The sequence below is a fragment of the Pseudomonas sp. GLN_2 genome (assembly GCF_043106005.1).
Lineage (GTDB): Bacteria > Pseudomonadota > Gammaproteobacteria > Pseudomonadales > Pseudomonadaceae > Aquipseudomonas > Aquipseudomonas alloputida.
The window spans coordinates 1-26,002 of sequence record NZ_JBICMC010000095.1 but is presented as its reverse complement, the minus strand read 5'-3'; the positions used below and the strand labels follow the sequence as shown (position 1 = coordinate 26,002).

General features: G+C 65.0%; 12 protein-coding genes. 11 read left to right on the top strand and 1 reads right to left on the bottom strand.

The features are described from left to right. The 10 genes from ACF8Q6_RS23885 to ACF8Q6_RS23840 form a co-directional block, all read left to right on the top strand. A partial coding sequence (locus ACF8Q6_RS23885; protein WP_392499573.1) for a BapA/Bap/LapF family large adhesin occupies nucleotides 1–14,346 on the top strand: 14,346 nt, incomplete at its 5' end. A 63-nt stretch (nucleotides 14,347–14,409) separates the two neighbouring features. Continuing rightward, nucleotides 14,410–15,846 carry a TolC family outer membrane protein gene (locus ACF8Q6_RS23880; RefSeq protein ID WP_010952041.1) on the top strand — a complete coding sequence of 479 codons (1,437 nt, stop codon included), beginning with the start codon at nucleotides 14,410–14,412 and terminating at the stop codon, nucleotides 15,844–15,846. Then, entirely contained in the window at nucleotides 15,843–18,011 is a 2,169-nt protein-coding gene (locus ACF8Q6_RS23875; RefSeq protein WP_003247299.1) for a type I secretion system permease/ATPase, read from the top strand. The genes ACF8Q6_RS23880 and ACF8Q6_RS23875 overlap by 4 nt, the downstream gene beginning before the upstream one ends. After that, a complete protein-coding gene (locus ACF8Q6_RS23870) occupies nucleotides 18,008–19,192 on the top strand; it encodes an HlyD family type I secretion periplasmic adaptor subunit (protein WP_014755366.1) in 1,185 nt (394 codons plus the stop codon). The genes ACF8Q6_RS23875 and ACF8Q6_RS23870 overlap by 4 nt, the downstream gene beginning before the upstream one ends. Before the next feature lie 203 nt (nucleotides 19,193–19,395). Next, complete coding sequence (locus tag ACF8Q6_RS23865) at nucleotides 19,396–20,295, top strand: chemotaxis protein (RefSeq protein ID WP_014755364.1); 900 nt, start codon at nucleotides 19,396–19,398, stop codon at nucleotides 20,293–20,295. Nucleotides 20,296–20,383: 88 nt separating this feature from the next. Beyond that, nucleotides 20,384–20,695, top strand: a complete 312-nt coding sequence (locus ACF8Q6_RS23860; protein WP_392493865.1) for a hypothetical protein — start codon at nucleotides 20,384–20,386, stop codon at nucleotides 20,693–20,695. Continuing rightward, a complete protein-coding gene (locus ACF8Q6_RS23855) occupies nucleotides 20,692–21,426 on the top strand; it encodes a YkgJ family cysteine cluster protein (RefSeq protein ID WP_392493864.1) in 735 nt (244 codons plus the stop codon). The genes ACF8Q6_RS23860 and ACF8Q6_RS23855 overlap by 4 nt, the downstream gene beginning before the upstream one ends. Before the next feature lie 200 nt (nucleotides 21,427–21,626). Further along, nucleotides 21,627–21,851, top strand: coding sequence for a hypothetical protein (locus ACF8Q6_RS23850; RefSeq protein ID WP_012051219.1), 225 nt, complete (start codon nucleotides 21,627–21,629; stop codon nucleotides 21,849–21,851). Nucleotides 21,852–22,056: 205 nt separating this feature from the next. Continuing rightward, a complete protein-coding gene (locus ACF8Q6_RS23845) occupies nucleotides 22,057–23,391 on the top strand; it encodes an OprD family porin (protein ID WP_012051218.1) in 1,335 nt (444 codons plus the stop codon). A 200-nt stretch (nucleotides 23,392–23,591) separates the two neighbouring features. Further along, complete coding sequence (locus ACF8Q6_RS23840; RefSeq protein WP_392493863.1) at nucleotides 23,592–25,082, top strand: sensor domain-containing diguanylate cyclase; 1,491 nt, start codon at nucleotides 23,592–23,594, stop codon at nucleotides 25,080–25,082. On the opposite strand, the gene ACF8Q6_RS23835 is transcribed toward ACF8Q6_RS23840, so the two are convergent. Further along, nucleotides 25,079–25,555, bottom strand: coding sequence for a PA2169 family four-helix-bundle protein (locus ACF8Q6_RS23835; protein ID WP_003247307.1), 477 nt, complete (start codon nucleotides 25,553–25,555; stop codon nucleotides 25,079–25,081). The two genes, ACF8Q6_RS23840 and ACF8Q6_RS23835, sit on opposite strands and share 4 nt — an antisense overlap. 201 nt (nucleotides 25,556–25,756) lie before the next feature. On the opposite strand from ACF8Q6_RS23835, the gene ACF8Q6_RS23830 reads away from it, so the two are divergent. Continuing rightward, the gene (locus tag ACF8Q6_RS23830; protein ID WP_003247308.1) at nucleotides 25,757–25,978 is read left to right on the top strand and encodes a DUF3820 family protein; all 222 of its coding nucleotides are present in this window, start codon (nucleotides 25,757–25,759) and stop codon (nucleotides 25,976–25,978) included. Nucleotides 25,979–26,002: the final 24 nt, after the last annotated feature.

The window sequence follows — 26,002 nt, the reverse complement described above, 5'->3', positions numbered from 1 at the left end:
GGCGGCGATACCACCCCGCCTGAAGCACCGACCAATCTGGTGATCGGCGTTGCCGGCAGCCAGCTCAGTGGTCGTGGCGAAGTGGGCACTGCCGTGCAGGTGCGTGACGCGGCCGGCAACATCCTCGCGACCGGCACCGTCGCTGCAGATGGCACCTTCACCGTCACCCTGGCCCCTGCCGTGAACGACGGCAGCACCTTGCAAGTCACCCTCACCGATGCCGCCGGCAACGTATCCCAACCGGGCTCGGTCACCTCGGCTGACTTGCTGCCGCCCGCACAACCAACTGACCTGGCCTTGGCCGATGGCGTCACCTTCACTGGTCGCGGCGAGCCCGGTGCCACTGTTCAGGTACGCGATGCCGGCGGTGCTGTCATCGGTACTGGTGTCGTCGGTGCCGACGGCCTGTTCAGCCTCACCCTGTCGCCGGCCCAGGCCAATGGTGAAGCACTCGATGTGCGTCTGGTGGATGCCGCCGGTAACAGCTCTACCCCATTGCAATTCGATTCGCCGGACATCACACCGCCCGATGCGGTCACCGATATCCTGGTCGGCCCAGGTGGCACGGCCCTGAGTGGTCGCGGCGAGCCGGGTGCCACTGTCGACGTGCGTGATGCCAATGGCACCGTGATCGGCACGGGTGTGGTCGGTGCCAACGGCACCTTCCTGATCGATCTCGCCCCGGCCGCTCAGCCGGGCGAACAATTGAGCCTGGTGCAGACCGACGCAAGCGGCAATGCTTCGGTGGCTACCGAGTACGACGTACCATTGACCACCGCGCCCGACAGCCCGAGCAATCTGGCCATCAATGCTGATGGCACCACCCTCATTGGTACCGCGCCGGCCGGCACTCGTGTGGAAGTGCATGACGCCAACGGCACGCTGATTGGCACTGTGGTGGCTGGCCCCGACGGCAGCTTCACCGTCACCCTCGACCCGCCCCAGGCCAACGGCGAACTGCTGGACGTGGTCGCCATCGATGACGGCGGCGTTTCCTCGCTGCCCGCACAGATCACCGCGCCCGACATCACCGCCCCTGCCGCACCGACCGAACTGGTGATCAATGCCGACGGCAGCGTGGTCACCGGCCGTGCCGAACCGGGCAGCACCGTACGCGTGCTGGCCGCCGACGGCACCACTGTGCTGGGTAGCGTGGTAGTGGGCGCTACCGGCAGCTTCAGCATCACCCTCGACCCGCCACAGGTGGACGGCGAGGTGCTTCAAGTCACGGCCACCGATGCGGTAGGCAACGCCTCCACCGCCAGCAACCTTACCGCGCCGGACATCGACGGCGGCGACACAACGCCACCGGAGGCCCCGACCAATCTGGTGGTCAACCCTGCCGGCAGCCAGCTGACCGGTCGCGGTGAAGCCGGTACCAGCGTTCAGGTGCGCGATGGCGCAGGCACCGTAGTTGCCACGGGCACGGTCAATCCCGATGGTACCTTTGCCATCACCTTGAACCCGGCCATCACCGATGGCAGTACCCTGCAAGTGACCCTGACCGACACTGCCGGCAATGTCTCGCAACCCGGTTCGGTCGCCGCGCCAGACCTGCTGGCCCCAGCGCAGCCAATCGAGCTGGCCTTGGTCGATGGAGTGACCTTCACCGGCCGCGGCGAGCCCGGTGCCACCGTGCAAGTGCGTAATGCCACCGGCAGCCTGATCGGCACTGGGCTGGTCAACGAAGACGGCACCTTCAGCGTCACGCTGTTCCCCGCCCAAGCCAATGGTGAGGCCCTGGACATTCGCGTGGTGGACACCGCCGGCAACAGTTCGACGCCGCTGGCGTTCACTGCACCGGACATCACGCCGCCAGCTACTGTCAGCAACATCGTGGTCGGCGCCGATGGCCTGGTGCTCAGTGGCCGTGGCGAAGCGGGTGCCACCGTACAGGTACGTGATGCCAACGGCATTGTCATCGGTACCGGCACCGTCGGCGCCAACGGCACCTTCGTGGTCGACCTGGACCCGGCTGCCCAGCCGGGTGCTGAGTTGAGCCTGGTGCAAACCGATGCGAGCGGCAACGCCTCCGAGGTCCTGCAATATGAAGTTCCGGTAACCACCGCGCCCGCCAGCCCCAGCGACCTGGTGGTGGCTGCGAACGGCGCCAGCATCACCGGTACAGCACCGACGGGCAGCCGTGTGGAAGTACACGATGCCAACGGCACACTGGTCGGCAGTGTGGTGGTAGGTGCCGATGGCACCTTCACCGTCATCCTCAACCCGGCCCAGGCCAACGGCGAACTGCTGGACGTGGTGGCTATCGACGGCAGCGGTGCTACTTCGCTACCCGCGCAGGTCACCGCACCGGATATCACCCCACCAGTCACCCCAGGTGAGCTGGCGATCAGTGCCGACGGCAGCGAGGTCACCGGCCGCGCCGAAGTGGGCAGCACCGTGCGTGTGGTGGCCGCCGATGGCACCACCGTGCTGGGTAGTGTGGTGGTCGACGCCACTGGCAGTTTCAGCATTACCCTCGACCCGCCACAGGTAAACGGCGAGGTACTGCAAGTCACCGCCACCGACGCCGCCGGCAACACCTCCACGGCCGGCGACATCACCGCGCCGGACATCGACGGTGGCGACACCACACCACCGGATGCCGCAACCAACCTGGTAGTCGGCCTGGCCGGTGCCCAGCTCAGTGGCCGCGGCGAAGCCGGGGCCAGCGTGCAGGTGCGCGATGCCCAGGGCAATGTACTGGCCAACGGCTCGGTCAACCCGGACGGCACCTTCCAGATCACCCTCGACCCACCGGTGAAAGATGGCAGCAACCTGCAAGTGGTGCTGACCGATGCCAGCGGCAATGCTTCTGCCCCGGCGTCGGTGGTTACCCCGGACTTGCAGGCCCCGGCTCAACCGACCGGTGTAGCCTTGGCCGACGGCGTGACCCTGAGCGGCAACGGCGAGCCAGGCGCGACCGTGCAGGTACGCGATGCCTTGGGCAACTTGCTCGGCACTGGCCTGGTCACTGAAACCGGCAGTTTCAGCATCAGCCTGTCGCCGGCCCAGGCCAATGGCGAAATCCTCGACATCCGTCTGATCGATGCCGCCGGCAATGTCTCTTCCCCCTTGCAGTTCGAGGCCCCGGACATCACCGTGCCTGCCGCAGTCAGCAACATTGTCGTCGGCGCCGACGGCCTGACCTTGGGCGGTCGCGGCGAAGCCGGTGCTACCGTCGAGGTGCGCGATGCCAATGGCACGCTGATCGGTACCGGCACAGTGACCGCGAACGGTACTTTCCTGATCGACCTCGATCCGGCTGCACTGCCGGGTGAACGCCTGAGCCTGGTACAGACCGACCCGAGCGGCAACGCCTCTGAAGCGCTGACCTACGACGTGCCTCTGGTGGTCACCCCGACCAGCCCGAGCGAACTGGTCGTCGCCGCCGATGGCAGCAGCATCAGCGGTTCTGCTCCTGCTGGTAGCCGCGTGGAAGTGCATGATGCCAACGGCACGCTGGTCGGTAGCATCGTGGTGGGTGCCGAGGGTACCTTCACCGTGGTGCTCACACCGGCCCAGGCCAATGGCGAACTACTGGACGTGGTGGCGATCGACAACAACGGCACCTCGTCGTTGCCGGTGCAGGTCGCCGCACCAGACATCACCGCGCCTGTGGCGCCAAGCGATCTGGCAATCAGTGGCGACGGTACCGTTGTCAGCGGCCGCGCCGAAGCAGGCAGCACCGTCCGTGTGCTGGCCGCCGATGGCATCACTGTACTGGGCAGTGTCGTGGTGGGGGCCAGCGGTGCCTTCAGCATCGGCCTCACCCCGCCACAAGTGGCAGGCGAGCAGTTGCAGGTGACGGCCATCGATGTCGCAGGCAACGCCTCCACGGCCGGCAGCGTCACCGCACCGATCGTGGACAACGGCGGCGACACCACACCGCCGGAGCCCGCTACCGAGCTGGCCATCAGTAACGATGGCCGCACAGTCTCCGGGCGCGGCGAAGCGGGTGCCACCGTGGAGGTGCGCAACGACCAGGGACAAGTGCTGGTGAGCGGCACCGTTCAGCCCGATGGCACCTTCAATGTGCAACTGCCAACCCCGGTGGTGGATGGCTCGTCCCTGCAAGTGACCCTGACCGATGCCGCCGGCAACGTCTCTACACCTAGCCCGCTGACGGCGCCCGACCAGTTAGCACCGCTGCAACCCACCGACCTGGTGCTGAGTAATGGCGACAGCCTGGTCGGTACTGCAGAAGGGGGCGCACGGATAGAGGTCAAAGATGCCTTGGGCAACCTGATCGGTAGCGCCATTGCCGAGCCGGATGGCAGCTTCAGCCTGACCCTCGACCCGCCCCAGGCCAATGGCGAAACCTTGTCCATCACCGTGACCGATGCGGCAGGCAATACCTCGGTGCCGCTGAGTTACGTGGCCCCGGACATTACCGCACCGGCGATCGTCACTGACGTGCTGGCAGGCGATGGCAGCCTGGCCGTGTCTGGCCGTGGTGAGCCAGGGGCCACAGTCGAAGTGCGTGATGCCCAAGGCGCAGTCATCGGTACTGGCACCGTGGCGCCAAATGGCACCTTCGTGATTGACCTGGAGGCACCGCTGGCCGCAGGTGAGAACCTCGTGCTGGTGCAGACCGATGCCGCTGGCAATACCTCGGCAGGGGTCAGCGTGACCGTTGCCGATACACCGCTGCCCGAAAGCCCGAGCGGCGTGGTGGTGGCCGGTGACGGCTCCAGTGTTTCCGGTACCGCACCGGCAGATACGCAGGTGCAAGTGCGTGACGCGCAGGGCAATGTCCTGGGCAGCACCCAGGCCGGCCCGGATGGCAGCTTCACCATCGGCCTGACCCCCGCACAGGCCAACGGGGAAGCACTGGATGTCGTCGCGGTTGACGAAGCTGGCAACAGTTCGTTGCCGACCCAGATCACCGCGCCCGATATCACCCCGCCCAATGAAGCCAGTGAACTGCAACTGAGTGCCGATGGCGGCCTGCTCACCGGTCGCGGCGAACCAGGCACCACCGTGCAGGTCATCAGCGCCGACGGCACTGTGCTGGGCAACGCCCAGGTCGGTGCCGACGGTGTGATCAGCGTGGTCCTGAACCCAGCGCAGACCGACGGCCAGGAACTGGACGTGGTCCTGCGCGACCCCGCTGGCAACACCTCGACCGCCAACATCGTCGCGCCCGATACCGACGGCCCGCTGCAACCCTCCGGGCTGGCTATCGATACCGCTGGCATTCACCTTACCGGCCAGGGTCAAAGCGGCTCCATCGTCACCGTGCGTGACGCCGACGGCAATGTGCTGGGCACTGCCACCGTGGGCGGCGACGGCCGTTTCGACGTCACCCTCAACGCGCCACAGCGCAATGGCGAAAGCCTGACCGTCGAAGCGACCGACAACCTGGGCAATAGCGCAGGGCCGGTGGACTTCACCGCCCCCGACTCTACCCCACCGCAAGTGGTCACCAACCCGGCCATCGACAGCACCGGTACCACGATCACCGGCAACGGCGAACCGGGCGCCACCGTGACCGTGCGCGGGCCGGATGGCAGCGTGCTGGGCAGCACGGTGGTCGGCGCTGGCGGTGCTTTCGAAATCACCCTCGACACGCCGCAAACCAACGGCCAGGCACTGACCGTGGAGCAACGCGACGCGGCCGGCAACCTGTCGGCGGCAGTCGACGTGTCGGCACCGGATACCCAGGCACCCGATAGCCCCACCGGTCTGGTCCTGGCTGGCGACGGCAGCAGCCTGAGCGGCAGCGGCGAGCCGGGTGCGCAGGTGACCGTGACCGGCACTGGCGGCACAGTACTGGGCACCGCAACGGTCCAGCCCGATGGCTCCTTCCAGGTGGCCATCGACCCGCCACAGCTCAATGGCCAGACGCTGTCTGTCACTCAGGCGGACAACAGCGGCAACGGCTCGCCCGCTGGCACCGTGACCGCACCTGACTTCGAGGCACCGCTGCCGGCGCAAGGGCTGGGCCTTGATCCTACCGGCACACTGCTCAGCGGGCAGGGCGAGGCAGGCAGCACCGTAGAGGTACGTGATGCCGCAGGCAACCTGCTAGGCACCATCCCGGTGAATGCAGACGGTACGTTCGAAGTGGCACTCTCCCCGGCCCAGACCAACGGTGAAGTGCTGTCGGTGGTGCTGATCGATGGCGGCGGCAATGCCTCGCCGTCGGCCACGTTCACCGCTGACGACAGTACCGCGCCAGCTGCGCCTGCCGGCCTCACGATCACCCCGGGCGGCAGTGCCATCCAGGGTACCGGTGAAGCTGGCTCCACGGTGGAAGTGAAGCTTGCCGACGGCACGTTGGTAGGCACCGTCGTCGTGCCCGCAGGCGGCAGCTTCACGGTCCCACTATCGCCCGCCCAGTTGGACGGCCAGGCCCTGGATGTGACGCTGACCGATGCGGCCGGCAACATTTCGCAGCCCAGCCAGATCCTTGCGCCTGACATCACGCCACCGGCACTGCCCACCGACGTTGCAGTCAGCAGCGATGGCACGGCTGTGACCGGTAACGCACCTGGCGCCAGTTCGGTGACCGTGAGCGATGGGGCCGGCAATGTGATCACTGTTGCGGTCAACCCGGATGGCAGTTTCAGCGTGCCGCTGGATACACCGCAGAACAACGGCCAGACCGTAACCGTGGTAGTGACCGACGCAGCCGGCAACGACTCGGCGCCGGTCGCTGTCACCGCTCCGGACACGACCAACCCGGAACCGGCGACCGGGCTTACCGTAAGCCCGGATGGCAGCACGGTCGGCGGCACAGCCGAGCCTGGCAGCACAGTGGAAGTCCGCAACCCGGATGACACCGTGCGCGGCACTGTAACTGCAGGGCCGGACGGCACCTTCGTGATACCGGTCGACCCACCGCTGGCATCAGGCGAAACCGTCGATGTGGTGGTGATCGACCCTGCCGGCAACGAATCGCCTGAAATACCACTGGCTGGCCCGACCGGTACCGAAGTGGCCACGCCTTCGGCCCTTGCCATCAGCGCCGACGGTTTCCTGCTGACCGGCCAGGGTACGGTCGGCTCGCTGATTACCGTGACCTCCGGGGGCACCACGCTGGGCAGCGCCACGGTCGGCAGCGACGGCACCTTCCGTGTGTTCCTCCAGAACGCCCAGCTCAACGCCCAGATCTTGCAGGTCAGTGCCAAGGCTACCGTCGATGGCCAGCCTTCGGTGCCGGCCATTATCGTGGCCAATGACACCACGGCACCGGACGCGCCGACACAGGTAAACCTCAACGCCACCGGCAGTACGCTGACCGGCCAGGGCGAGGTGGGTGCAACCGTGCGCGTGACAGACGTACAAGGCACCTTGCTGGGGACTGCAACCGTCGACAGCAATGGCCTGTTCAGCGTCAGCTTCTCGCCGGCCGTGGCCAATGGGCAGAACCTGATCGTCACCCAGGCTGATGCTGCAGGTAACGTTTCGCTCGCGGCCACCCTGCAAGCGCCTGACCTGCAGGCACCGCTGGCGGCCAGTAACCTCAGCCTCAACAGCGCAGCCACCGTGCTCAGCGGCCAGGGCGAAGCCGGTGCCAGCGTCACCGTGCGCGACGCCAGCGGCGCCATCCTGGCCACCGGCACCGTCAACCAGAGCGGCCAGTTCCAGATCACCCTGCCCAGCGCGCAGGTGACCGGTAGCCCGCTACAGGTCACCCTCAGTGATGCCGCGGGCAATGTGTCCGGCCCGGCCAGCCTGGCCACGCCAGACCACACGCCGCCAGCGGCCATCAGTAACCCGGTGTTGAGCCAGGACGGCCGGCAGCTTTCCGGCAGCGGTGAAGCGGGCGCCACGGTACAGGTACGCAACGCCGCCGGTGCCTTGCTCGGCTCCGCCACGGTGGGCGCTGACGGTCGCTTCACGGTGACATTCGACACACCGCAAACCAACGGCCAGGTCATCGGCGTGACGCAAGTGGATGCCGCCAGCAACACCTCACCGGCAATCAATGTGACAACCCCGGACCTGACTCCACCCGCGCCGCTGACCAACGTGGTGCTGAACAACAACGGCCTGACCCTGACCGGCCTGGGCGAAGCCGGTGCCACGGTCACCGTTCACGGCCAGGACGGGACCATCATCGGCACCGGCCTGGTAGCGGCCAATGGCAGCTTTACCCTCACCCTGAACAGCGCCCAGCTCAACGCCCAGCACCTGAGCATTACGCAGACCGACGCGGGCAACAACACCTCCCCCGCCGTGACGGTCACCGCGCCGGACTTCACCCCGCCTACGGCACCGACAGCACTCGTGCTGTCCGGTACCGGCCTGCAACTGACCGGTAACGCCGAAGCCGGCAGCACCGTGACCGTGCGCGATGCCAGCGGCAACGTGCTGGGCACAGCGGTAGCCGGTGGCAACGGCACCTTCCAGGTCACCCTGAACAGTGCCCAGACCAATGGCCAGACGCTGCAGGTGACCGCCACCGACGCAGCCGGCAACGTGTCGCCGGCCGCACCTTACACTGCAGCCGACACCACGCCGCCGGCCGCCGTGACCAACCTGGCTGTCTCCGCCAATGGCGCCACCCTGACAGGCGATGGCGAAGCAGGCGCAACCGTGACCGTACGGGCGCCGGACGGTACCGTGCTGGGCAACGCTGAAGTGGCCGCCGACGGTCACTTCAGCGTATCCCTGTCGCCGGCAGCGATCACGGGTGAAAGCCTGAGCGTGGTCCAGGCCGATGCCGCACAGAACGTCTCCCCTGCACAGAGCGTGACGGCGCCAGGCGCGCTGGCACCGGCCACGCCGGACAACCTGATACTGGCCGCCGACGGCCTGTCGGTGACCGGCACCGCCGAGGCGGGTAGCACAATCAAAGTGTACGGCCCCAACGGCGTATTGCTGGGCAGCACCCCGGTCGCCAACGACGGCACGTTCACTGTCAATCTCGGCAGTGCGCAGGCCAATGGCGAAGTGCTGCAGGTCAGCGCAACGGGCCCCGATGGCAGCGTATCGCTACCCGCTACCCTGCTGGCACCCGACACCACGGCACCGCAACCACTGACCAACCTGGCGTTGTCCAGCGACGGCCTGGTACTCAGTGGCCGCGGTGAAGCAGGAGCCACCGTTACCGTGCTTGGCGAAGGCGGTATCGACCTGGGCACTGCCGTGGTCGATGCCAATGGCAACTTCAACGTCAACCTGAACACTGCGCAGATTAACGGCGAACAGCTCAGCGCCAGCCAGTCCGATGTGGCCGGCAACGAGTCCAACAGCGTCAGCCTGACAGCCCCTGACCGCGTCGCGCCGGATGCTGCCGGCAACCTGGCCTTCGCCGGGGGTGGCAGCTTGTTGAACGGTACCGGCGAAGCGGGTGCCGCCGTGCGTGTGCTCGCCGCCGATGGTTCGGTGCTGGGCAGCGCCACGGTGCGCGCCGACGGGACTTTCCAGGTCAACCTCGCATCGCCCCAGGCCAACGGCCAACAGGTACAGGTGGTACTGACCGATGCGGCCGGCAACCAGTCTGCCGCCAGCGCCATCACCGCACCCGATACCACACCGCCAGCGGCACCCGGCGAACTGGCCGTTTCCGGTGATGGTGTCACCCTCACCGGCCGCGGCGAAGTGGGCGCGCGGGTGACCGTCACCAACCCGGCAGGCGAGGAAATCGGCAGCGCCACCGTCGATGCCAGTGGCCACTTCACCATCACGCTGAGCCCGGCACTGGGCAACGCCGAGCTGCTCAGCTTCACCCAGGCCGATGCGGCCGGTAACGTGTCGGCAGTGGCAACCCTGCAAACCCCGGACTTCACCCCGCCCGATCCACTCACCCAAGTGGTGATCAACGCCGACGGCAGTGTGGTCAGCGGCCTGGGCGAGGCCGGCGCCACGGTAATCGTCAGTAACGCGGCCGGTACCGTACTGGGCACGGGTATCGTACTGGCTGATGGCAGCTTCAGCGTCGAACTGTCACCCGCACAAATCAACAACCAGACACTGTCGGTACTGCAGGCCGATCCACCCGGCAACGTCAGCCTGCCGGTCAACGTGCAAGCGCCGGATCTCACGCCGCCAGCGGCAGCAACCGAGCTGCGGCTCAATGCGGCAGGTGACGAGCTGGGCGGTGTCGGCGAAGTGGGCGCCACCGTGCGCGTGTACGTCGGTACCACGCAGGTCGGTACCGGCACAGTAGGCGCCGACGGGACCTTCATCGTCGAGCTGGATGCAGCACAGCTCGATGGCCAGGTGCTGCAGGTCACCCTGACCGATGCAACCGGCAACATCTCGCCAATCAGTTCGGTCACGGCCGTGGACACCACACCACCGGCCACCGTGGTCGCCACCATCAACGACAGCGGTACCCAGGTGATCGGTACTGCCGAAGCCGGCACCCGCGTCACGGTGGTCAACAACAATGGCGACCTGCTGGGCCAGGTAACGGTGGAGCCGGATGGCACCTTCGTCCTTGACCTGAACCTCCCGCAAATCAACGGCGAAACGCTGACCATCATCGCCCAGGACGCCACTGGCAACCCGTCGGTACCGCTGGCAGTGACTGCGCCAGACCTGACGCCACCGGTGCAGCCGACCGACCTGCTGCTCAACGCAGCCGGGACGTCGATGACGGGTACGGCCGAAGCCGGCAGCACCATCACGGTGCGCGGCCCGGACAACAACATCGTGGGCACGGTGGAAGTGGGTGAGAACGGCCAGTTCACTGTGCCGATCAGCCCGGCACAGAACAACGGCCAGTTGCTGACGGTGGTGTCCACCGATGATGCCGGCAACGCTTCGGTGGCTGTCCCTTACCAGACCAACGACACCTCGCCACCCGACCTGGTGACCAACCTGGCGATCAACAACACCTTCAACGTGCTGACTGGCAAGGGCGAAGCCAATGCCACGGTCACCGTCAGCCTCGACGGAGACGTGATCGGTACGGGCGTGGTGGATGCCGCTGGCAACTTCCAGATAACGCTGGTGCCAGCGGCGGGCTCGCTCGCAACCCTGGAAGTGACACAGTCCGACGGCATCAATACGTCTGCGGTCGCGACCTACCTCACACCCTTGATCGCACCACCCGTGCCGCCCACCGACGTGACCTTGGGCAGCGACGGCCTGACCCTGACAGGCAGTGCACCCAGCGGCGTGGGCATTCGCGTGTACGACGCTGCAGGCAACCTGATCGGTACAGGGGTCGCAAGCCTGAACGGCTCCTTCACCCTGACGCTGGACGCAGCCCAGCTCAATGGCGAACACATTTCGGTGACAGCGGTGGCGCTGATAGGCGGCGAATCGCAGCCGACCTTCCTGCAAGCGGCCGACATCACGCCACCGACCAACCCGGTGGTGACCAGCCTGTCTGTCAATGGCCTGGTGCTGACCGGCACGGGTGAAGCCGGTGCCACGGTGACAGTGCGTGATGCCGGCAACAACGTGCTCGGTACGGCGGTGGTGAATGGCGGTGGTGTGTTCACCGTCAACCTGAACGCCGCGCAGCTCAACGGCCAGGTACTGGGCGTGAGCCAAGCTGACACTGCAGGCAATGTGTCCGGCAGCACAAGCTACACCGCCGCAGACCTGCAGCCACCTGCAGCGCCCACCAGCGTCGCCATCAACGGCACCGGTACCGTGCTTACCGGTAGCGGTGAGGCGGGCGCTACCATTACCGTCCAAGGCCCGAACGGCCAGGTGGGTACCGGTGTGGTACAAGCCAACGGCACCTTCAGCATTACCTTGACCTCGCCACAGAACGACGGGCAACTGCTGGTGGTACGCCAGGCCGATGCTGCCGGCAACCTGTCCGCCAGCACCAGCCTGACCGCGCCGGACACCACCCCGCCAGCCGCCCCGCTGGCCACCATCAACGCCAACGGCACCTCGGTCAGTGGTTCTGGCCAGGTCGGCAGCACGGTCACCGTGCGCAACAGCGCCGGTACCGTACTGGGTACCGCAACGGTGGGCAGCAACGGCCTGTTCGTGGTCAGCCTGACTGCGGCGCAGATCGACAACCAGGCGCTCAGCGTCACCCTCACCGACAGCGCCGGTAACGTGTCCACAGGCACTGCGCTGACCGCACCGGACCTGACCCCGCCTGCGGCTGCCGGCAACCTGCTGTTCAGTGCCGACGGCAGTACCCTCACCGGTACTGGCGAAGTGGGTGCCACCGTCACCGTACGCAGCGCCGGCGGTACCGTGCTGCAGACCGCGACGGTGCAGGCGGACGGCACCTTCACCGTGACCCTGAGCCCGCCCCAGGACAACGGCCAGATCCTTTCGGTGACCCTCAGCGACCCGCGCGGCAACGTGTCGGGCAACGTCAACGTCACTGCACCGGATGTGGATGCCAACGCGCCGGTCATCGCCAGCGACAACCTGGCCACGGCCACGGTCAACCTGGCAGCGGTCAGCGCCACGAAGACCTACACCGACAGCTTCACCACGCTACTGTCGGGGTTCTCCAAGACCTACACCTGGACGGTGGCAGCAGGCACCACGGCCGACCCTACCCTCACACTGACCACCAACAGCGTGCTGGCATTGCTCAACAACACCAGCTTCACCCTGCAGGTGAAAGACGCCAGCGGCACCTGGGTGACCATCGCCACCGGTAACACTCAGGGCCTGCTCGACCTGATCGTGTTGCCAATCGGCTTGCAGGTGGACATCGGCGTGCTGCAAGCCGGTGATTACCGACTGACCGTGGGCAGTGGCGGCATCGGCCTGATCACCGAAGTGAGCACCACGCTGGACATCGTCTCCACCAGCCTGACCCAATTCACCGGCAGCGGCATTGCCACCTCTGGCAACGTCATTACCGACGTGGGTACCGATGGCGCAGTGGATGCTCGTGGCCCGGACAGCGCCGCCGTGCTGCAAGTACTCAAAGACGGCAGCTACGTCTCGGCCGGGACCGCCACGACGGTTCAGGGCCAGTACGGCACCCTGGTGATCAGCGCGGACGGCAGCTACACCTACACGCCGAACGGCAGCCCGAACAGTGTCGGCAAGGTGGACGTGTTCAGCTACCAACTGGTGCACCCTAACGGCCTGTCCGATGCCGCCAACCTGTACGTGCGCATCGACAGCCCGCAAGCCACGGAGGTCTGGAGCGACACCAACTACGGTGCACCGGCCACGGTGGTCGACGCAGTCAACGACGTTGGTATCAGCCAGGTCACCCTGGACAACCGCGTGGACACCAGCAGCAGTACGCTGGGCTCGCTGAACCTGCCAGTGATCGGTACCCGCCAGGCCACCTACACCACCACGGTTGCCGCCAATACCACGGCCGACCTGCAGGTGGTGGTCAACTCCACCAACCTGTTGAGCCTGCTCAACGGCACCACCATCGAGCTGCTCAAGCTCAACCCGGCCACCGGCCAGTACGTGCTGGTGCAGTCGGTGCCAGGTGGTTCGCTGGTCAGCATACTGGGCGGCGGCGCCGGGTATACCTTCGAGAACCAGGGCGCCGGTACCTACCACGTACGTGTCACCGCCGGCGGCATTGGCTTGCTCAGCTCCATCACCACCAGCCTGAACACCACCACAACGTACCTGACCGAGTTCGTGGTCAGTGGCGCGACAGCCGCCACCGGCAACCTGCTGGCTGACGACAACGTCGGTTCGGCCCTGACCGTGCTGAGCGTGCTGACGGCGGCCAACACCTACACCATCCCGGGCTACAACGGGGTAAGCGTGGCCGGCACCTACGGCACGTTGCTGGTGCATGCCGACGGCAGCTACACCTACACCCTCAACGCAGGGCTCACCTCGGCGGTGGTGGGCCAGCACGACACCTTCACCTACGAGCTAAGCCACCCGAACGGCACGACCGACACCGCAACCCTCACCATCAACGTGGACAGCGCCGCCGACCTCACCGCCACCACATCGCTGCTGGCCGATACTGGCGACGAGTCCGCGGCACTCGCCAGCCTGGCAGCGGCCACCGATGTGATCGCCGGCACCGACGGCAACGACCACCTCGATGGCAGCCAGGGTGGCCACATCACCCTGCAGGGCGGTGCGGGTAACGACACACTGGTGGTGGTCGACCAGAACTTCGCCAGCGTCGACGGTGGCTCGGGAACCGACACCCTGCTGTGGGGCGGCGGTGATGCCAGCATCGACCTGGGCAACCTGGCCGGGCGCGTACACGACATCGAAATCCTCGACCTCAACGACACCAGTTCGGTGGCGCTCACCCTCAACCTGGCGGATGTGGTGGCGATCACCGAAACCGCTACCGACACACTGATCATCAAGGGGGACGACAACGACTCGGTTCACATGACGGACAACTGGACGCTGGTCGGGAACCAAACTGCCGACGGCATCGACTATAACCAGTACACGGCCCAGGAGGATCCAAGCCATCACCTGTGGGTACAGAACGGTATCCATGTGGTTTGAGGCCGCTGTAAACCCGTCGGGTGAATACCCGGCGGCATGGACGACCAGCAGTAAGGGAATTATGTGAAGCGAAGCAGTCCGCTGTCACCGCTGTTGCTGGGAGCCTTCGGGCTCCTGGCCCTGAACTTCCACCCGGTTGCCCAGGCAGCCGATGATATAGACCCCCACCTGCGCCAGATCGGGCCGTCGCTGCTACGCGATGCGCCCGAAGCGGTGCCCGCCCGGCCCCCCATCGGCATGGCCCCGGTCGCCAGTGGCGAACGGCTGAGCCTTACCGACGCGGTGCTGCAGGCAGCGCAATGGCACCCGAGCATCGCTGAGGCCATCGGCAACCTTTACAAGCAGGGCGAAGGCATCAACGTCGCCCGTGCGGGGTATTACCCACAGATTTCCGGCGGTATCCGCACCGGTTATGACACCGGCTATGGCGGCGACCGCAATAGCCAGGCCCTGAACCTGTCGCTCAAGCAAATGCTCTATGACTTCGGCAAGGTCGACAGCGCCGTCAACGCGGCCCAGGCTGCCGCCGCCCGGGCCCAGGCCAATATCCTGCTGGTGGTCGACGACTTGGCCCGCGACACAGCCTATGCCTGGATCGAAACCCGCCGCTACGAGCAACTGATGACGATTGCCCGCGACCAGATTCGCGGCGTGGGCGACATTGCCGGCATGGCGCGCCAGCGCAGCGACATGGGCGCCAGCACCCGTTCCGACGTGGTACAGGCCGAGTCCCGCGTGGAAAGCGCCCGTGCCACCCTGGAGGAGTACCAGTCGCAGTACGAGCGCTGGCGCTCGACCCTGGCGGCGCTGATGGGCCGCGTTACCCCACCGGCACTGGCCGAAGGCTCACCCGCCGAGCTGGACCAGGCCTGCAAGCGCCCTGCACAGGGTGATGACCGCCTGCCCGCCGTGCTGATGGCCCTGGCCCAGCGCGCACAGGGCCAGGCCGAGCTGGCCCAGGCCAAGGCGGAGGCCTACCCTACCCTGTCGTTGCAACCGCAGGTCAATCATTACCTGGACGACGACTACAACCGCGATAACGCACGGCTGGACCGCACCCAGGCGGGCATCTACCTGAACGTCGAAGTCCCCATCTACCAAGGGGGCTCCATCAGCGCCCGTACCCGCGCTGCCGGCCACGCGCTGACCGCCGCCGATTCCGCCGAAGACGCCGCACGCCTGCAGGCGCGTCGGGGCCTGGCCGAGGCCAAGGCGCAAACCTCCGGGCTGGGCCGCAGGCTGACCTCGCTGGAGGCCCGCCAGGTCAGCATTCAGGAGGCACGCATGCTCTACGGGCGTCAGTACCTGGACCTGGGCACACGGCCACTGCTCGACCTGCTCAACGCCGAGCAGGAGATCTACCAGTCACGCTTCGAACTTGCCGGCACCCGCTCCGATCTGCTGCGCCTGGATGTCGACTGCCTGTACAACACCGGCGCCCTGCGCACGGCCTTTGGCCTTGAGGGGCGCAACCTGCAAGGTGTGGAGATCCAGCCATGAGTGATTCGATCGATGTGACCCTGCCCAACCAGGCGCCTGCGCCGGAGCAGGCCGCCGCCCACCGGCCAGACCTTGGCCCCTGGCTTGAGGTGATGTTGCAGGTGGCACACCACTACCGCTTGGACGTATCACCCCAGCGTATTCGCCTGGCCGCTGCGGAGGATGCCCGCCCGTTGAATGAAATCCTCCGCCACATGGCACGTCAGGCGGGGCTGGCATTGCGCTTCGTGCACTTCGATGCCAAGGGCCTGCGGCAATGGCGCACGCCGCTGGTGCTGGAGCTGGACGATGGGCAGCTGGCGGTGGTCGAGTCGGTGACCGAAGAGGACGACCTGGCAGTGGTGTTCGCCGGTGACCAGGGCCTGACTTCGCGTCTGCCCCGCGACACCCTGAAAGGCCGTATCAACCGCGTGGCCCTGCTGCGCCCGGCCCGGCCACTGCGCGATGTGCGCACCGACGACTACACCGCGCCTTACGACCGCCACTGGTTCGCCCGCATCGTACTGCGCGACCTGCGTCCCTATGGGCAGGTGATGGTCGCGTCACTGGTGGCCAACGTGCTGGCGCTGGCCGGCGTGCTGTTCTCGATGCAGGTGTACGACCGAGTGATACCGGCTGAATCCCTGCCCACCCTCTACGTCCTGTTTGGCGGCGTGGTGTTGGCACTGGTGTTCGACTTCAGCATGCGCCTGCTGCGGCTAAAGGTGACCGATCTGCTCGGCAAGCGCGCCGACCTGCGGGTGAGCGACCTGGTCTACGGCCATGCCCTGCGCCTGCGCAACTCGGTGCGGCCGAAGTCCACCGGCTCGTTCATCTCGCAGTTGCGCGAGCTGGAGTCGATCCGCGACCTGATCACGTCCAGCACCGCCACGGTGCTGGCCGACCTGCCGTTCTTCCTGCTGTTCCTGTTCGTGTTCTGGCTGATCGGCGGCGTACTGGTGTTCATCCCGCTGGTCGCGCTGCTGGCCATGGTGTTACCCGGGTTGCTTGCACAACGGCGCCTGGCACGGTTGGCCAATGCCTCGATGCGTGAGTCGGCGCTGCGCAACGCCATGCTGGTGGAAAGTATCCAAGGCCTGGACGAGATCAAGGCACTGCAGGCGGAGGCACGCTTCGAACGGCAGTGGAACCAGTACAACGCGGCCTGCGCGCACACCAACCTGCGCCTGCGCACCCTCACCAACGGCCTGGTGACCTGGACGCAGAACGTGCAGGGTGCCGTGTTTGCCGTGGTCATCGTGATCGGCGCACCCATGGTCATCGCCGGCGACCTCACCACGGGTAGCCTGGTGGCGGCATCCATGCTTTCGTCGCGGATGATGGCGCCGCTGGCCCAGCTGACCCATGTGCTGACCCGCTGGCAGCAGGCCAAGGTCGCGCTGCAAGGCCTGGACAAGCTGATGCAGTCGCCAGTCGACCACCCCGAAGGCGAAGCCCGCGTGCACCTGCCAGCCATTCACGGCGAGTACCGCCTGCGCCAGGCCAACTTCCGCTACAGCGAAGACTACCCGCCAGTGCTGAACATTGGCCGGCTGGACATCCAGCCGGGCGAGCGCATTGCCGTGCTGGGCCGCAACGGCGCCGGCAAATCAACCTTGCTGCAGGCGCTGGGTGGGGCCATGGACTTGGTACAGGGCGAGATCAGCCTGGACGGCATCGCCATGGCCCACCTCGACCCTGCTGACCTGCGCCGTGACGTCGGCCTGCTGCCGCAGTACGCGAGGCTGTTCCACGGCACCCTGCGGGAAAACCTCACCCTCGGCGCCGGCCAGGCCAGCGACCAGGAACTGGTGGCCGCGCTGGCCGCCACTGGCGCACTGGACTTCGTCCGCCGCCTGCCCAAGGGCATGGACCACTTGATCCTCGAAGGAGGCCTGGGCTTGTCTGGCGGCCAGCGCCAAGCCCTGGTGCTGTCGCGCCTGCTGGTACGCCAGCCGCAAGTACTGCTGCTGGACGAGCCGACCGCGTCGCTGGACGACATGACCGAGCGCAAGCTGCTGGATAACCTGGAGCGCTTCTGTCAGGGCCGTACACTGGTGATCGCAACCCATCGACTGAGTGTTCTGCAGCGAGTCGACCGCATCCTGGTGCTGGACGCCGGGCGCATCGTCATCGATGACGCGCGCGATGCCGCCCTGGCCAAACTGCAAGGAGCCCAGGCATGAGCAACCATGAACTCCCGGCCTCCTACCTGGACGGGCAGGACGACCAGGCGGTATTCCGCGCCGGCCGCATCATCACCCTCTGCGCGCTGATGCTGGCGGCGTTCCTGGCCTGGGCCGCCTGGTTCGAGGTGACCGAGGTATCCACCGGCACAGGCAAGGTCATTCCAAGTTCGCGAGAGCAGGTCATCCAGTCGTTCGAGGGCGGTATCGTCGCGCAGATGAGCGTGGCCGAAGGCGACCTGGTCGAGCGCGGCCAGGTGCTGGCCCAGCTCGACCCGACCAAGACGGCCTCCAGTGTGGGTGAAAGCGAGGCCAAGTACCGGGCTGCCAAAGCCAGTCAGGCTCGCCTGCAGGCAGAGGTGACCGGCAAGCCCCTGACCTTCCCGGAAAGCCTGCGCGACTCTCCTGACCTGATCGATGCCGAAACCGCGTTGTACCAGACCCGCCGCCGCGGCCTGGAACAGACCCTGGCGGGTATTCAGGACTCGTTGCAGTTGGTGCGCAGCGAGCTGAAGATCACCGAGAACCTGGCAAAGATGGGTGCCTCCAGCCGGGTTGAAGTGATCCGCCTGAACCGCCAGCGTTCCGAGCTGGAACTCAAAGCCAACGAGGCGCGCTCGGACTATCTGGTGCGCGCCCGGGAAGAACTGGCCAAGGCCAGCGCCGAAGCGGACGCCCTGTCGGAAGTGATCCGCGGACGCAGCGACTCGCTCACCCGCCTGACCCTGCGCTCGCCGGTGCGCGGCATCGTAAAGGACATCGAGGTCAACACCCTGGGTGGCGTGGTGCAGCCCGGTGGCCAGGTGATGAAGATCGTGCCGATGGACGAACGCCTGCTGATCGAAACCCGCATCGCGCCACGGGACATCGCCTTCATTCACCCCGACCAGGCGGCCAAGGTCAAGATCAGTGCCTATGACTACTCGGTCTATGGTGGGCTGGACGGCAAGGTGGTGGGCATCTCGCCGGATACCCTGCAGGACGAGGTCAAACCGGAAATCTACTACTACCGCGTGTTCATCCGCACCGAACAGGACAGCTTGCAGAACAAGGCCGGCAAGCGTTTTGCGATCGTGCCAGGGATGATTGCCACGGTGGATATCCGAACCGGCGAGAAAACCATCCTCGATTACCTGATCAAGCCGCTGAACCGGGCCAAGGAGGCCCTGCGCGAACGCTGATCCAGGCCTTTACACACATCCCTGTGGACGCGGGCATGCCCGCGAACACCGGCGAAGCCGGTGCCATGCATCGCGACGCACGCTTGGCGGGCATGCCCGCTTCCAAAGGGTCCCAAGCACTCCTGGGTTCTGTGCAAATTGCCTAAAGCCCGACCCAAACAGGCCGATAACCGGTTATCCCCTGCTCCTCACCGAAGGTCACCATGGCCACGCAAAATGCCCGCGCGGATTCGCTATCCCTGCTGCTGTTCACCCTGCGCAGCGGCAAGCTGATGGCAATCAACCTGCTCAAGGTCAGCGAGATCATCCCCTGCCCGCCGCTGACCAAGCTGCCCGAGTCGCACCCCCACGTAAAGGGTGTGGCAACGCTGCGCGGCCACTCGCTGTCGGTCATCGACTTGTCCCGCGCCATTGGCGAACAACCACTGGTCGACCCGCAGGGTGGCTGCCTGATCGTTACCGAGATCAGCCGCTCGCGCCAAGGCCTGCATGTACAGGCAGTCAGCCGCATCGTGCATTGCCTGAGCACCGACATCAAACCGCCGCCCTACGCCTCGGGCACCCGCTCGTTCATCACCGGTGTGACGCGCGTGGACAACACTCTGGTGCAGGTGCTGGACATCGAAAAAGTCATACACGCCATCGCCCCGCCCGTCGCCGAGCCAGCGCACGGCACCTTGAACGAAGAAGACGCCAGCCTGCTGGCCGCCGCCAACATTCTGGTGGTGGACGACAGCCAGGTGGCCCTGCAGCAGTCAGTGCACACCCTGCGCAACCTCGGTATCGAATGCCACACCGCGCGCAGCGCCAAAGACGCCATCAACGTGCTGCTGGAGCTGCAAGGCACCTCGCAGGAGATCAACATCATCGTCTCCGACATCGAAATGAGCGAAATGGACGGCTACGCCTTCACCCGCACGCTGCGTGAAACCCCTGACTTCCAGCACCTGTACGTGCTGCTGCACACCTCGCTGGACAGTGCCATGAGCAGTGAAAAGGCGACCCAGGCCGGGGCCAATGCCATCCTTACCAAGTTCTCCTCGCCAGAGCTGACCGATTGTCTGGTGGTGGCTGCGCGTACCGTGGTGTTCGCCGAGCACTGATATATTCAGCGACAAACTCCCCGGCTCGCCGCCGGGGGTGACTCGGGCATAATTCGCGCCCCTCGCAAGAAAATTGCCGGAATCGCGTATGAAGCTTCTCATCTCTATCTTGATCAGCTGCGCCCTCTTCAGCGGTATTGCCCAGGCCTCCAGTAGCCAGGCCTGGAACGAGCAGCGCCAGCAGATGCTCAAGGCTTGCCTGACCGCCAGCCAGTTCAAGGACGCCCATGCCCGCGGTAAGCCCGCCGAGTTTGATGACCAGATCGGCATGAGCGCCCTGCTGATCGAAGGTGTCTACCCACAGAAGCACATGCAGCAGCGCACCGGCACCGAACTGTGCCTGTACGACCGCCAGCACCAGCGTGCTTTCGTCAGTGAATGGAGCCCGGAAGCCAAGTGACCGACCGCTTACGTTTCGGCTGTACCGGCTGCGGCAAATGCTGCACCGGCCACCATGTGCCACTGACGCTGGACGAAGCGCGTCGCTGGGCGGACGATGCCGGCCAGGTGGTGGTACTAATCGAGGCCTTCGTCGTGGACGGCCCCGGCATGCCGCTGGAGCAGCGTGACCATGTGCTGCGACGCTCCCATCCAGTGCATTGCGGCAAGGGCGAGGCACGCGTCTCGGTGACCTTTGCTGCATTCAACCCCGGACGTTGCCGTAACCTCGACGCCAACGACCTCTGCACCATCTATGAGCAGCGCCCGCTGGTGTGTCGCATCTATCCGGTAGAAATCAACCCGCATATCCCGCTGCGGCCAGACAGCAAAGACTGCCCGCCTGAGGCCTGGCAACAGGGGCCGGAGCTGATTCATGGCGCGCAACTGGTCGATGTGGAACTGCAGGCACTGGTACAGGCTTCGCGCCAGGCCGACCGCGATGACATTGCCGCCAAGGTGGCGGTGTGCCAGGCATTGGGCATGACGACCAGTGCGCTCAAGGGGAATGGGTTTACCGCCTACTTGCCGGATATGGGGGCCTTTGCTGCGGCGCTGGCACAGGTACAGGGGAATGAAGGGGCGCAGTGGACCTTGCATGTGCAGGATGAAGCGCTGACGGCAAGCTTGCAGGCACTGGGTTTGCGCACAACCCATCAAACCCCGGTTTATTACGCCTTTATCGGTTTCTAGCCTGACCATTTTGCCCAAGGCGGCACCCTGTGCAGGTGCTCTAGCACGGGACTTTCGCCGAAAGTCCTATTGATTTTTGCAAGGATCGTTACCTTTTGCGCAGCAGTGCTTATCGCACTTCGCTCTGTTTCGAGTGCACTGAAAGGACTAACTTTACCCCTGTCCTCATTAGCACTTGCACCGCAAGAAGGTAGTTTCAAATGTCCAACAGTATGGGTATTGCCAGCGTCTTCGTCCTGTCTTCCCTGTTGTTGTCGCCCCTGGCCATGGCCGAAGAATCCCCGGCTTTCGTTACCCGTAATGCAGCGTTCGCGGCGGTCCATCAAGAGGCCCGTGAGGCTGTTGCCGCAAACAAGGCAGATACCGCAAAAGACGCGAAACAGACAGCTTCCAAAGTGACCGTCGATGCCAATGCCGACAGCTGATCAAACGCTGTCGCTGTTCCTTCTTTCCCTTGGCTACGCCATGGGCACCTCCGGTGCCGATATGTTAGCCTTTTAAAGCCGCTGCCGATCAGCGGCTTTTTTTATGTGCTTTAACGCTCAGCCCGGCTGTAACGTGTACCTATAAAAAAGACGCACATTCAAATATAAAAACTGCCCCACCGTCAGACCAAAGGAGCTAGTACCGGTGCCTTCCGCGTTTCGTTTTACCCCGCTTTTCATTGCGTTGACTGCAACGATCCCTTTCGCCGCCCAGGCAGATGAAGACAAGGCTGATGGCTTCATCGAAGGTTCGTCCTTCAACCTGCATTTTCGTAATGCCTACTTCAACCGCGACAACCACAACGCCGGCGTGCGCGACACCCGCGAGTGGGGCCAGGGCGCGGTAGCGCGTTTCGAGTCGGGCTACACCCCAGGTGTGGTCGGCTTTGGCCTGGATGCTCATGCCATGCTGGGCTTGAAGCTCGACGGCGGTGGCGGCCATGCCGGCACCAGCATCCTGCCCGAACACATCAAGGACGACGGCGAACTGGGCGCTGCCCCGCATTCGTTCTCCACTGCCGGTGCTGCGGTCAAGCTCAAGGCCTTCGACACCGAACTGAAAGCCGGTGACCTGTTCCTCACCAACCCGGTGATCGCCGGCGGTGAAACGCGCATGCTGCCGCAAACCTTCCGCGGTGTAAGCCTGACCAACACCAGCATTGATGGCCTGTTGCTCGAAGGCGGCCAGGTCAGCTTCACCCACCCGTACAACCAGAGCGGCCACCGCCGCATCGACACCTACTACGGGTCACTGGACGAGCACGACAAGAGCAAGCACCTGAACTGGGCCGGCGCGTCGTGGAGCGGTACCGAAAACATCACCGCCAACCTGTACGCCGCCGAGCTGAAGGACATCTGGAACCAGTACTACGCTGACTTCGACTACACCTATGTGGTCAATGACCTGGTCAGCCTGAACCCGGGCGTGCACTTCTATCACACCCAGGACACCGGTCAGGCCCTGCTAGGCAAGATCGACAACAACACCTACAGCGTGCACTTCACCGTCAACGCAGGCTTCCACAGCGTCACCGCCGCCTACCAGCGAGTGAACGGCAACACGCCGTTCGACTACATCAACCTGGGCGACAGCGTGTACCTGGACAACTCGCGCATGTACTCGGACTTCAACGCGCCAAACGAGCGTTCGTGGAAACTGCAGTACGGCTATGACTTCGCCGGTGTCGGCGTGCCTGGTTTGTCTACCTCGCTGTCCTACTCGCGCGGCGAGGCTGACCTGACCAAGGCCACTCAGGACACCACTCACTACGACTACTACCGTGAAGATGGCAAGAACGCCATGCACTGGGAACGCGACCTGGACGTGAAATACGTGTTCCAGGAAGGTGACCTCAAGGACCTGTCGGTGCTGGTGCGTTATGCCACCCACCGCGGCAGCCAGGGTTATGCGTCGATCGACAGCAACAGCGACAACGATGAAGTGCGGGTCATCGTCGATTACCCACTGAACGTGTTCTGATCTTTTGCTGCCAGTGTAGGAGCGGGTTCACCCGCGAAGAAGGCTTCGCCGATGTTCGCGGATAAACCCGTTCCTACAGGGGCCCACGGCAAATCGAAAAGAACAGTACACCGTGCTTCCGTCGGACAAATCTTGTCCGACAATCCCCGCTTCCCTAGAATACCGCCGCCGCGAATGGCCCTGCCCACGCAGTAGCGAGCATGCCCACCCAATCCCCGCGTTTCGCAATCTACAGGTCGCACCCCGAGCTGATCCTCAACCTGGGCAGTTGCCTTGCCGTGCTCGCCATCGTGGCCATCGTCAGCTACCTGCTTGCCCGCGAGCGCGAGAGTGTCGAGCAGTCGGCGGTGCGCTCCTCGAACAACATCGTCCAGCTGATCGAAAGCGACATTCTGCGCAACGTCGAACTCTACGACCAATCACTGCAAAGCCTGATCTGGGCCGTCGGGCGCAAGGAACTGCCGGAAGTCCCCGGCCCGATACGCCAGCGCCTGCTGTTCAATGAAGCCTTCGTCGACCGCAAGCGCGGTGACGTGCTGTGGCTGGACAAGCAAGGCAATATCGTCGGCGACTCCACCAGCAGCGTGCCGCGCAAGGCCAACTTCGGCGACACCGGGGTGTTCAAGGCCCACCAGCACAATGCCGACCTCGGCTTGCTGGTGGGCCCCCCTTTCAAGGCCAAGCTTGGCGACCTGGACTGGTGTATCAGTTTCAGCCGACGTATCTCCGGCCCCAATGGCGAGTTCGCCGGGTTGGCAGCGGGTGCGCTGCGCCTGTCGTACTTCAATGAGTTGTTCCAGCGCCTGGACATTGGCCACGAAAGCAGCATCAACCTGTTCAATACCGATGGGCAGTTGCTCGTCCGCCAGCCCTACCGCGGGCAGGACCCACTGATTGGCACCTACTACACCGAACGGCCCAATTTCAAACGCATCCTCAGTGAACAGAGCGGTAGCTTCACCGCCCGCTCCCACAGCAGCGGCAAACTGCGCATGTTCACCTTCGCCCGCGTCGCGCAGTTGCCACTGATCGTGCTGGTGGCGCACTCGGCCGACGAGGTTTTCGAGTCCTGGCGCCGTACAGCCATTCTGGTCAGCGTTGCCACCGGCGGTCTGTGCGTGGGCATTCTCTGGCTGACGTTGCTGCTGGGCCGCGAACTGCGCCGCCGCCACGAAGCCGAAGAAGACCTGGCCATGCTCGCTTCCACCGATAGCCTGACTGGCCTGGCTAACCGCCGCAGGCTGGACCATGTGCTGCGCCAGGAATGGGCCCGCGCCCAACGTAGCCGTAAGCCGCTGGCGATACTGATGGTGGACGTGGACCACTTCAAGGCATTCAACCAGCGCCATGGCCATGCCGGTGGCGACCATGCCTTGCGCGAAGTGGCGAAGGCCATCGAGGCCTGCATTCGTCGCCCCGCGGACCTGGCTGCGCGCTATGGTGGGGAGGAGTTTCAGGTAGTGCTGCCAGAAACCGATCTGGCCGGGGCCCAGCTACTGGCTGAACGCATCCGCGCCAGCGTCGAGGCGCTGGCGCCGTTTGCGGATGATGCCCACGCAGTGACCGTGAGCATCGGTATCGGTCTGTCCGGCACCCAGCATGACCTTGGCAGGGTGCTGGGTGCTGCGGACGAAGCGCTCTACCGCGCCAAGGCCAATGGCCGAAATCGGGTAGAGGGCCCGCTCGATTAGGAGCGGGCGCGAGCAGCGTTGCGCAGGGCCTTGACCTGATCATGGTTGCGCTGCACGCCTTGCAGCTGCTTTTCCACCAGGCTGTAGGTCATGTCGCTGGCAGTGCGGCCCAGTTTCACCAGCTTTTCGCGGGCTTCCTTGTAGGCCTTGAGGGCATGGTCCTCGCCACGCTCCACCTCGTTCAGCACGGCTTCTTCGTCCTTGCCGGTGACCATCGACTTGAGGTTGACCCAGCCGCGGTGCAGGTCGCCACTGATGCTGGTAGAGGTTTCCGGGTCGCCGCCCAGGCGACGTACTTCGCCCTGCAATTCACTGGCAGCGTTGGCGCACTCACCCGCACGCTGGACGAAGAACGCTTTCAGTTCGGGGTTCTTAACATCATCGGCCGAGGCCTTGAAACCTTTCTCGCCATCCTTGCTGTACTCGATCAGGTCGTTGAGTACGTCGATCACGTCTTTGTTGGGGTTGCTCATGGTCGAACTCCTTGGCAGGTGATAGTCCTCTAGAGAGTTGCAGTGTTCGTGCCACGCTTTTAAAAAACACAAACCCCTTACGACTCAATAAGTTATAGCTTTATTGGCGACTGCTGATTACGGCGTTCTGCATGATTGCCGCTTGGGGCTTCGTGCAGATTGCAGTATGGTCGGCGCCTTTCCACAGCCAGGTGCGCGAAGATGAAGCCGGAAACCCTCGAACTACTGGTGACCCGCAGCATGCCGTTCGGCAAGTACCAGGGAAGGATCATTGCCGACCTGCCCGGTGACTACCTGGCGTGGTTTGCGCGCAAGGGCTTCCCGGCAGGAGAACTGGGCGGGTTGCTGGCATTGATGCATGAGATCGATCACAACGGGCTGGGTGATCTACTGGTGCCGTTGCGGCAGAAGCATCGCCGTTGAAAGGCCAACGCCGGCTCTGTGGGA